Origin of the sequence: Microbacterium sp. K41 (genome assembly GCF_004794395.1) — a bacterium.
In the GTDB taxonomy this organism is placed as follows: domain Bacteria; phylum Actinomycetota; class Actinomycetes; order Actinomycetales; family Microbacteriaceae; genus Microbacterium; species Microbacterium sufflavum.
In genome coordinates, this window is record NZ_SSDO01000425.1 from 1 (window position 1) to 10,584 (window position 10,584).

Below are 10,584 nucleotides of genomic sequence, written 5' to 3' on the forward strand. Positions count from 1 at the left end.
GCTCGAACGACTCGTCGACACCGCCGCCGCCACCGGCCGCGTCCCCGCGCGGCTCACCGTGCGCTGGCGCGACGCGATCGCGGACGACGAGCTGTGGCGCTTCGAGTCCACCGTCGTCCTCGGCGGGGTGCAGGCGACCTCCTTCCTGTTCGACGACGACCCGCACGAAGGCCCCCGGGTCACTGGGCTCGTGGGCTGGCACGGGCTCGCGGTGGGCGACCCCGCGGTCGACCTCTCCTGGCTGTCGGCCGCGCCGGATGCCGCCACCGATGTGCAGGCCGCCTATGCCCGCACCGTCGACCGTGGCCCCGACGCCGGGCTCGACGCCCGTGCCCGGCTGCTCGCCGAGCTCGAGTTCGCGCGCTGGCTGGTTCACGGGGACGCGCTGCACCGCCCCGACATCGTCGACGACGCCGCCGCACTGCTCACCGCTCTCGCGGAGGGCCTGAACGACCGCGGGATCGCGACCGCCGAGCGCCGCAGCGGCGTGGACTCCGCGATGGAGGCACTCGACCGGGTCCCGGTCGCCCGCGCGCCCGAGGTCGACACGTCCATGCAGACCGACGCCTACAACCCCGACGACCTGTGGGTCGCGGACGCCGAGGCGCGGGACGACGCGGAGCCCGGCTCCACTCCGGCAGAAGCGGACGCGCCCAGGCCGTGGAGTCGTGCGACGCGGAGCGACGCCGAGGCTCCGGCGGGCGACGCCCCGCGCTTCAGCGCGGTCGAGCTCGACACCGAGGACCTCTCCGGCGTGCGCTCCGGGTTCGCGGGGACGCACGGCTCGCGTGACGTCGACGCGGCGCCCACCCCGGGCGGCCACGACGGAGGCGCGGACGACGGGGACGACTCCGAAGAGGCTCAGCGGGCGGCGCGCGCGGCACTCCAGCGCTGGAAGAGCTCCTCCTCCGAATAGACCCGGTCCCCGCGGATGACGAGGTCGTCTGCGACGTAGTACAGCGCCACGTCGATCTCGTCGAGCGGCACCCCGAAGCGCCGGTGGTACGCGAGGCGGTACAGCGCGAGCTGCAGCATCCGCTCCTCCCGCTCCTCGGCCGTCCGGGGCGCGCGACCGGTCTTCCAGTCGACGATCTCGAGGCGGCCGCCACGGTCCGCGCGGCGGTACACGGCATCGAGTTTGCAGATCACGATGTGTCCGCGCTCGTCCTCGTACCCTTCCCCGCCCGCACCGAGCGCGAAGTCGATCTCGATCTCCACCGCCAGGGGCTGCAACGACCCCCACTCGCTCTGCTCGAACGTGCGCTGCAGCACCGCGAGGTCGGCGGCGTCGGCCACCGCGCCGGGGCCGGCGCCGTCGAACACGGCGTCGGCGAACGGCTCGTCCTCGTCCTGCTCCCACAGCGCCTCATCGACGCGGGAGCCGACCCCCACCAGTTCGGAGCGCTGCTCGACCCAGGCGTGGAACAGCGTGCCCAGGCGCGTCTGCCGATAGGGACGCTCCGGCATGGGGCGCACGATCGACGCGAGCGTTCCCGCGTAGTCGGTGACGTAGTCCTTGAAGCGCGACGCAGGGACACGGGTCGGAGCGTCCGCCGCAGTGCCCCGCTGGCGGGCCTCGCGTTCCGCCAGCAGTCGCTGCAGCTCGGGCGTGGGGGTCGCGGTGCCCGATCGCAGCTCCTCCTCGACCGCCGCCGCGGCAGGCATCACCACGGGTCGCCGTGCGCCGAGCGGGTCGAGCGGCCAGTGCAGGGTCGCACCCGGACCGTCGTACGGGTTCTCGTCGGGGTCCACGCCATCGATCGGCGCGAGGCCCCGCACCTCGATCGCCTCCAGCAGATAGGGGCTCGGAGTGCGCGGCGCCTTCTGCCCCGCCCAGTGCGCCCCGGTCAGCAGCAGGTCGCTCCGGGCGCGGGTGATCGCGACATACGCCAGGCGCCGCTCCTCCTGGCGCTGGTACTCGCGGTAGGCGTCCTTGAAGCGCTTGAGTGCGCCGCCCTGAGGGTTCGCCTGGGTGGCGCCGCCCGACAGCGAGGCCTGCGCGAGCTTCTGCCGCTTGACCGGATCGGTCTCGACCCCCACCGCATCCTCCGGGTCCCACGTGAACCTCGGCAGCGCGTCACGATCGCCGCGCAGCTCGAACGGCACCACGCCGAACCCGAACCAGCCCGACGTGTCGGCGATGCGACCGGGCAGTTCGTCCACCACGAGTCGCACCACCGCCACCGCATCCCATTCGAGCCCCTTGGACCCGTGGATCGTGAGCAGCTGCACCACGCCCGGCTCCGGCGGCTCGGGGCGCGGCATCAGTTCGTCCGTGCTCTCCGCCTTGTCGAGCCACGCGAGGAGGCTGCCGATCGTGCCGCGGTCGTCGGCGGCGAGGAACGCACGGACCTCGTCGGCGAAGGCTCGCAACTGCGTCGCCGCGATCCGCGCCGGTCCGCGGGTCTCGTTGGCGGCGAGCTCGATGTCGAGGCGGAGCTCCAACTCGATCAGACGGATCAGCTCGGGGATCGGTTGCGACGACGCGCGGCGCAACCGCTCCAGCATCTCACCCGCGGCGCGGATCCGCGCCCTGCCCTCCGCGGTGATGGCCTCGAGCAGGCGGTAGTCGTCTCGCACCGCGCGCACCACGTCGACCGCGTCCACGATCGACACGGCCTCGTCCGCTCCGCGCGACGAACGCAGCCGCACCCGTACCTCGTCCGGGAGCGGGAGCATCGTCGTGTCGCGCTCGGCCAGCGTGCGGCCGAGGTCGTACAGCGCCGCCATGTCGGCGACTCCCACCCCGAAACGTGGTCCGGTCAGCAGCCGGATGAGGGCCGAACCGGCAGTGGGATCGTGCACGACCCGCAGCGTGGACACCACGTCGACCACCTCCGGCGTGGCGAGCAGGCCGCCCAGCCCGAGAATGCGGTGCGGCACCCCTCGGGCCGCCAGCGCCGCCGCGAACGTCTGCATGTGACGCTTCGAGCGGAACAGGATCGCGCCCGTGTGCGGGGATCCGGCCCGTGCCCCCTCCCCCGCGTCGTGTGCGGCGCGGCGCTGCACGAACCAGTCCGCCACCGCCGCCGCCTCCTCATCGACCGTGAGCGGGAAGCGCACCTCCACGCCGCCGTCACCCGCCCCGGGACGCGCCTCCAGCGGCGGCACGTCCAGTCCGGGGCGCTGCAGCGGCTCCAGCACCCGGTTCGCGATGTCGAGGATGCCCCGGTCGTTGCGCCAGCTCGTCATCAGGCTGTACGTGCGCACCGCCCCCGCGCTCGCGAACGACCGGGAGAACGCGTAGAGGTTGTCGGCGCTGGCTCCACGCCAGCCGTAGATCGACTGATGCGGGTCGCCCACCGCCATGACGGCCGTATCGCGGAACAGCTCGGCGAGGAAGCGGGTCTGGATGACCGAGGTGTCCTGGTACTCGTCGAGGAGCACGACGCGGTGCTGCTCGCGCAGTTCGGCCCGCACATCAGGGGCCGACTCCACGATGTCGTAGGCGCCGCCGACCTGATCCGCGAAGTCCAGCACCCCCCGGCGCTGCTTCTCCGCGATGTACTCGCGCACCAGGGCGGTGAGCGTGGGCAGGCTCAGCAGGTTGATCGCCGCCTTCTCGACGTCCGCGTTGCTCCGGTACGGCTCGAACGCGCGCGCCTGCTCCACCGCGATGCGCTCGGCCAGCGCGAGGTCGACCCGGTGGTCCAGCGCGTCACCGGCCAAGCGCTGCACCGCGTCGATGACCGTGCCGAGCGCGTAGTCGATCTCCTCCAGCTGCGGAAGGTCGCTGCGGAGCACCACCTCCCGCGCCAGCATCCAGGACGCCGCCTGACTGAGCATGGCGACATCGGGATCACGGCCGATCCGGGCCGCATGCTCGCGCACGATCCCGTCCGCGAACGCGTTGTACGTCGACACGCGCGGTCGGATCATCAGGTCTTCCGCCGTCCGCGGCGCTGCCGGGTCCCAACCCGTGTCGAACCGACGGGCGAGGTCGTCGAGGACCGTGGCGCGCACCAGGTCGCGCTGCCGTCCCGACGCCGCCTCCGCCACCCGGTCGAGGGCGTCGCTACGGACGATCGCGGGCAGGTGCGGCAGCAGTCCCCGTCGGCCGTACTCGTCGACGACCGCGAGACGCGCACCGATCCGCTCCGCCAGCTCGCCGGCGGCCTTGCGGGTGAAGGTCAGCCCGAGGATCTCGTCGCGCCGCACGCGACCCGTCGCCACGAGCCACACCACGCGCGCCGACATCGTCTCGGTCTTGCCGCTGCCCGCCCCGGCCACCACGAGTGCCGGCTCGAGCGGGGCCTCGATCACCTCCTGCTGGGCAGGAGTCGGCGTGGGCAGGCCGAGCGCCGCGGCGATGTCGGTCGCCGAGAGCACCACCTCGGGCGCCGCCACGGTCACGAGCTCACCGCCGGGACCGTGTGGATGCGGCACGGGTGCACGCGGCGCTGCGTGTCGGCGCAGTGCGACTCGACCTGGGCCGTGAACCCCGCGGCCGACATGCCCCGCGCCACCTCCGCCACGCGCTGCAGGAACTGCCGCCGCGCGTCGCCGTCGAGCGCGTGCTGATGGGCGATGCGGTAGTCGCTCTTCGCCAGGGTCTTGGAGACGATCACGAGTCGCGCGCCACCGAGCGACCCCGGGGTCGCGCCCGGCACCAGCCCCTGTTGCACGGCGATCTGGTACGCCGCGAGCTGCGCATGCTCCCGCACCGCTCCGTCGGTCTCCGGGTCGGTCTTGCCCGTCTTGAGGTCGACGACCACGGTCGTGCCCTCGGCGTCGCCGGTCATGCGCTCCCATCCCCGTCCTCGCGCGTGCGGGTGGTCACCCGCACCGGTGGGATACGACTCCACCCGATCGATGTACCCGTGCACGATCGCCCGGTGTGCCCGCTCCTCGTCGACCGGATGCACGGTCGGCTCCTCCGCGCCCTCCCGGGCATCGACCGCGAACCGGAACTCGACCTCGCTGCCGAGCACCCGGCCTCCGTCGCGCGCGACATCGCCGAGATACGTGTGCAGCCGGTCGACGAAGAGGTCGGCACGACGACGCTCCTTGCGTCCGATCCACTCGGTCTCGAAGTCGAGTTCCGGCCAGTGCTCGGCGACGATCGCCCGCATGCGCTCGAGGTCGCCGTCGGGCACACGCTCCATGGCCTCGTGCACGATCGTGCCGATTCCCGCCGTCGGGGGCATGACGGTGTCGCCGCCGAGGGCCGAGACCACCCAGTTCAGGCCGCACTCCTCGAACGACTCGACCGCCGACGGCGACACGCGGGCACCCGAGGTCGCGAGGTCGCGCAGCGGAGCCCGCGTGGATGCCGGCCGCACGCCGTACCACTCGGCCGGGTCGGCTCCCGGCACGCCCTCCCGCGCCAGCACCGCCAATTGCGCTGCGGCTTCGCGCCGCAGCGGCTCCGCCGTCACCGTGGTGAGCGTGCGCCGGTGGCGCGCGACCAGGCCCCGCAGGGTGAGCGGGTGCTCCGCGGACGCATGCCTTTCCGGGGGCTCCGGGGGCGGAAGGAAGCCGAAGAACGGGCTGGGGGTGAGGTCGTCGTCGTCGACCGCCGTGATCAGCAGTCGGCCGCGGGCGCGCGAGATCGCCCGCACGAACAGACGGAGCTCATCGTGCAGGGCCGCCCGTCGGCGGTCGAGCACACCGGGCGGCTCGTCGGGCACACCGGTGCGGGCGGCGGCGAGCGCCCCGGGCAGCCGCCACGTCTGCAGGAGCCCGCCGCGCAGCCGTACGTTGGGCCAGACGCCGTCCTGCACCCCGGCGACGACGACCGCGTCGAACTCCGTGCCCAATGCGGTCGCGGGGGTGAGCAGGGTGACCGTTCCGGGACGCTCCGGCGTCGACAGCGTGTCCTCCGGGACCTCGCTGTCGAGGATGTCGCGCACGAACACTTCGGGCTTCTCGTTCGGAGTGCGCTCCACGAACCGCTTGGCCGCGTCGAACAGGGCCACCAGCGCGTCGAGCGAGCGCGCGGTCTCCGCCCCGGTCGGCAGCAGCGAGATCTCCCGCCACGCCACCGACAGCCGGCGACCGTCCACCGCCCTGGCCTGCTCCCACACGCGCCACAGCAGATCGTGGATGGTCTCGCCCTCCGCGGCGGCCCTGGCGACCGCCTCGACCGTCTCCGCGAAGCGCTCCGCCGTGCGCGACTCGGGGGCGTCGATGAGGGTGAGGGTCGCGGGCTGCGACAGAGCCTGACGCAGCAGTTCGCGCGCGGGCGTCGATCCCCCGTCGGCGAGTTCGAGATGCCGCAGCCGCGCCCTGAGTCGTCGGAGGGCGATCGCATCCATGCCCCCGAACGGCGTCCGCAGTGCGTCCTCCCACGCCTGTACCGTCCGCTCCTCGTCGGGGGTCAGCGCGAGACGGACGATCCCGACGATGTCGCGCACGATCCCCTCGCTGCCGAGCGGTCGCTGCACCCCGGCGGCTCGCGTGGGGATCTCCCGCGCCGCCAGCTCGGTCTCCAGGGCGGTGACCTGACGGGTGTCGTGGGCGATCACCGCCATCCGATCCCACGGCACTCCGTCGCTCAGATGCCAGTCGCGCATCACCCCCGCGATGCGGTCGAACTCCTCGTAGGGCGACGGCGCGAGGAAGGTGGACACGACGGGGGCCTCGTCCTCCCCCGCGAGCGGCGCGGGCGCCCGCCGATGCTCCACCCGCCCCGACACCCCGATCGCCTGCGTCACGGTGCGGGTGAGCGCGGTGAGCGCGGCGTGCTGTCGGTGCGCCCCGTCGAGCACGTGCACGTCGCCGAGCGCCCCCGCCAGCTGCGAGAAGAGCTCGGGGCTCGCGCCACGGAACGCCCCGGACGAGATGTCGGGGTCGCCGAAGGCCAGCACCGCGACCCCGCGGTCGAGCAGGGCCCGGACGACCGCGATGCCCCCGCGCGTGAGCTCCTGCGCATCGTCGATCAGCACCGCGCGCACGGGCGCGAGCGGGCCGAGGGTGGCGGCATCGGCCGTGCGCAGGATCGCGCTCGCCTCGCTGAGCAGGTCGGCCGCGTCGCGGTGGGCCGACCGCAGGGCGTCGAGCACCGTGCGGTACTCCACCAGGAACTCCGCAGCGGCCGCCCACACCTCGTTGCCCGACGACCGCAGCTCCTCGGGGTGCACGCCCAGCTCGGTGCACTCGGCCAGGAACGCGCGCAGCTCCGACCGGAATCCTCTCGACGCCCGCACGGAGGCGCTGAGCGACTCGGGCCAGGCGATGCGGCCGTCCTCCGTGTCTCCCGCGAGCAGCTCTGCGATGATGCGGTCCTGGTCGGCGCCCGTCAGCAGCGCGGGCGGCTCGGCGCCCTCGCGCACCATCGCCCCGCGGACGAGCTGGAAGGCGAACGAACCGAGCGAGCGGGCGAGCGGGCCGGGGGTCGCCTGTCCCACGCGCACGCCGATGCGATCGCGCAGCGCCGTCGCGGCCTGTCGACTCGGGGTGAGCGCGAGCACCTCTTCCGGCCGCAGCCCCTCCTCGTCGATGAGCCGCACGATGCGGTCGACCAGCACCGTCGTCTTGCCGGTGCCCGGGGCACCGATGATGACGCCGGACGCGGTCGGCGGCGCCATGATCACGGCACGTTGAGCGGCATCCGAAGTCATGTCCTCCACGCTAACGGGAGCGGCCGACATGGGCGTCGCCCGCCCCGCGCGGGCGCGCTGTGCGCTGCTGGCGAAACCGGCGGCGACGGCCGATCCGGCCCCGGTGCCGCGCGATAGAGTTGGCGAGTCCGACGAACTTCAAGGAGCACGCGTGGAAATCCGCATCGGCATCATCAACACCGGCCGCGAGCTGAGCTTCGACACCGCCGCCTCGGCGGACGAGGTCCGCACCCAGGTCTCCGCGGCGCTGGAGCAGAGCGCGAGCCACCTGAGCTTCGCCGATGTGAAGGGCAACTCCTACATCGTGCCGACCGCGAACCTCGCCTTCATCGAGCTGGGCACCGAGGAGTCGCGCCGCGTCGGCTTCGTCGCCTGACCGCCGATGTACATCCTCCTCGCCCTGATCGCGGCGTGCGCGCTCGGCATCGCTGTGCACTACGTCGTCGGCGGCCGTGAGCTCCGGGGCGTGGCCCTGGCTCCGGCCGTCGCCACCGCCACCGCGGCGCTCCTCTACACCGTGCTCCAGTGGGCGGGCGTCGGCGAGGACAGCCCGTGGCTCTGGCTCGCGAGCATCCTCGGCTCCGTGGTGGTCTCGGCCGCGGTCGCGGTCGGGGTCACCGCCCTGCGCCGGCGCTCGGACGCCGAGACGAAGGCCGCGCTCGGGATCTGACCCGGCGGGCCCGCCCGCTCAGGAGGCGAGGCCCATCGCGTCCATGCGTCGAGCATGCGCGCCCATGAGCTCGGTGTAGACCGGCTCGATGCGCTCCTCCTCGACGGCGAGCAGTTCCGGTCGCAGCGCGGCACGGCACACGAGGATCGTGTCGCCCACGAGGCGCCGCGCCCACATCGACAGCAGCGACCGCCACTCCTCGTCGCTCTCGATCGTCTCCTGGATGATCGCGACGATCTCGTGCCTGGCGTCGTCCTCGCGCAGGATCTCGGCGACGCGCCGCCCCGGCTCTCCGTAGCTGGACGCGAGGGCGAGATAGAAGTCGTCGAGCATACCCGCGGTGATGTACACGGCGAGGAGCGTCTCCCGGGGGCGCGCGCCGATGGTCTTGCGGCGGAACGCGTCGAGGTGCTCGCGGAAGGGGAGCATCAGCTGCGTGGGGTCGTCTCCGCGCTCGGCGATCAGGTCGACGATGCCGCGGTGCTTGGTGAGGGCGGCACCCGCCGCGCGCGACAGGGCCTCCTTCTCGGACAGCTCGGGTGTCGCGCGGATGAGTCGCGTCAGCGTCTCGAAGTAGCCGAGCTGCAGGTAGGCGGCCTGACCGAGGAAGCGCGGAAGCTCGGGCGCCAGCTCGGCGAAATCGACCCGGGTCGCATCGCCCTGCTCGCCGCGACTGCGCAGTGCGAGGGCGCGCCGCGGCGCACGGTCGCGCTGCCAGAACCACTTAACCACGAGGCCGTCCTCCCGAGTCCACCACGTCGTTCACAATACTCGGGCCCGCGCTTCTTCCTGGCGGAGAGAGGGGCTCCGGTAGGCTGTCCCTGTCCCCGCCGTCGGAGCGGGGCCCCGCGCCTGTGGCACAAGAGACGGCGTGGCTCCGTTTACGTGGCGATCCCCGCGGGTCGCCGGACAGGCAATCTGAAAACAGTGACAACTTTCGCCGATCTCGGCATCGATCAGGACATCGTCGACGCACTGGCCGCGAAGGGCATCGTGGATGCCTTCCCGATCCAGGAGCAGACCATCCCCCTCGGCCTGCCTGGCCAGGACATCATCGGCCAGGCCAAGACCGGTACCGGCAAGACCTTCGGCTTCGGCATCCCCGTCGTGCAGCGGCTCGGGAAGGACCCGGAGCACGGCGTCAAGGCGCTGATCGTCGTCCCCACCCGCGAGCTCGCGGTGCAGGTGTACGAAGACATCGACCTGCTCACCAGCAACCGCTCGACCAGCGTCGTCGCCATCTACGGCGGCAAGGCCTACGAGGGTCAGATCGACCAGCTCAAGGCGGGCGCGCAGATCGTCGTCGGCACCCCCGGCCGTCTGATCGACCTGGCCGGTCAGCGCCTGCTCGACCTGTCGAACGCGACCGAGGTCGTGCTCGACGAGGCCGACAAGATGCTCGACCTGGGCTTCCTCGCCGACATCGAGAAGATCTTCCAGAAGGTCCCGGCCGTGCGCCACACCCAGCTGTTCTCGGCGACCATGCCCGGGCCGATCGTGGCACTGGCCCGCCGGTTCATGACCAACCCGATCCACATCCGCGCGAACGACCCCGACGAGGGTCTCACGCAGGCAAACATCAAGCACCTCGTCTACCGCGCGCACTCGCTCGATAAGGACGAGGTCATCGCCCGCATCCTGCAGGCCGAGGGCCGCGGCAAGACCGTCATCTTCACCCGCACCAAGCGGGCCGCTCAGCGTCTCGTCGACGAACTCAGCGACCGCGGGTTCAACGTGGGCGGCGTGCACGGCGACATGGGTCAGGACCAGCGCGAGCGGTCGATGGCGGCATTCAAGGCGGGCAAGAAGGACGTGCTGGTCGCGACCGACGTCGCCGCCCGCGGCATCGACGTGGACGACGTCACGCACGTGATCAACCACACGATCCCCGATGAGGAGAAGACGTACCTCCACCGCGCGGGTCGCACGGGCCGGGCGGGCAAGACGGGTATCGCGGTCACGTTCGTCGACTGGGAGGACCTGCACAAGTGGGCCCTCATCAACCGGGCGCTGGAGTTCGGCCAGCCGGAGCCGATCGAGACGTACTCGTCGAGCCCGCACCTGTACACCGACCTCGACATCCCCGAGGGCACCAAGGGCCGTCTGGTCTCCGCGCCGAAGAAGGAGCCGGTCAAGACCGAGCGCACCCGTCGTCCGGAGCGCGCCGCCGATGCCGCGGCCGAGGGCACGGGCGAGGCGGGCACGCGTCGTCGTCGCCGCCGCCGCACGGGTTCGAGCCAGGTCGGTTCGACGTTCGCCGAGGGTGCCGCCGACGGCACCGCGTCCGAAGGCTCCTCCGCTGCGTCCGCTGACCGCGGCGCCGAGGGCGCCGGCACGCACGACGGTGCGGGC

At 72.6% G+C, this 10,584-nt stretch carries 7 protein-coding genes; 4 read left to right on the plus strand and 3 right to left on the minus strand.

Features of this window, described 5'->3' with window-relative positions:
* Positions 1 to 916 (plus strand): protein kinase family protein (locus tag DW309_RS19680; RefSeq protein WP_168387275.1); only part of this gene is annotated, 916 nt, incomplete at its 5' end.
* Here the strand turns inward: DW309_RS19680 and DW309_RS13350 are convergent.
* Both DW309_RS13350 and DW309_RS13355 read right to left on the minus strand, forming a co-directional pair.
* Positions 862 to 4,386 (minus strand): ATP-dependent helicase, encoded by a 3,525-nt coding sequence (locus DW309_RS13350; RefSeq protein ID WP_240753220.1) that lies wholly within the window; start codon positions 4,384 to 4,386, stop codon positions 862 to 864. The genes DW309_RS19680 and DW309_RS13350 overlap by 55 nt on opposite strands.
* Positions 4,350 to 7,562 carry an ATP-dependent helicase gene (locus DW309_RS13355; protein WP_136045650.1) on the minus strand — a complete coding sequence of 1,071 codons (3,213 nt, stop codon included), beginning with the start codon at positions 7,560 to 7,562 and terminating at the stop codon, positions 4,350 to 4,352. Before DW309_RS13355 ends, DW309_RS13350 begins: the two co-directional genes overlap by 37 nt.
* Positions 7,563 to 7,713: 151 nt before the next feature.
* On the opposite strand from DW309_RS13355, the gene DW309_RS13360 reads away from it, so the two are divergent.
* Positions 7,714 to 7,938, plus strand: coding sequence for a DUF3107 domain-containing protein (locus DW309_RS13360; protein WP_136029971.1), 225 nt, complete (start codon positions 7,714 to 7,716; stop codon positions 7,936 to 7,938).
* Positions 7,939 to 7,944: 6 nt separating this feature from the next.
* The gene (locus DW309_RS13365) at positions 7,945 to 8,232 is read left to right on the plus strand and encodes a hypothetical protein (protein WP_136029973.1); all 288 of its coding nucleotides are present in this window, start codon (positions 7,945 to 7,947) and stop codon (positions 8,230 to 8,232) included.
* Between the two features lie 18 nt (positions 8,233 to 8,250).
* Here the strand turns inward: DW309_RS13365 and DW309_RS13370 are convergent, their stop codons facing one another.
* Positions 8,251 to 8,964 (minus strand): ferritin-like fold-containing protein, encoded by a 714-nt coding sequence (locus DW309_RS13370; protein WP_136029975.1) that lies wholly within the window; start codon positions 8,962 to 8,964, stop codon positions 8,251 to 8,253.
* Positions 8,965 to 9,159: 195 nt separating this feature from the next.
* Here DW309_RS13370 and DW309_RS13375 point away from each other — a divergent pair.
* Positions 9,160 to 10,584: DEAD/DEAH box helicase (locus DW309_RS13375; protein ID WP_136045651.1), on the plus strand; the 1,425-nt coding region annotated here is incomplete at its 3' end.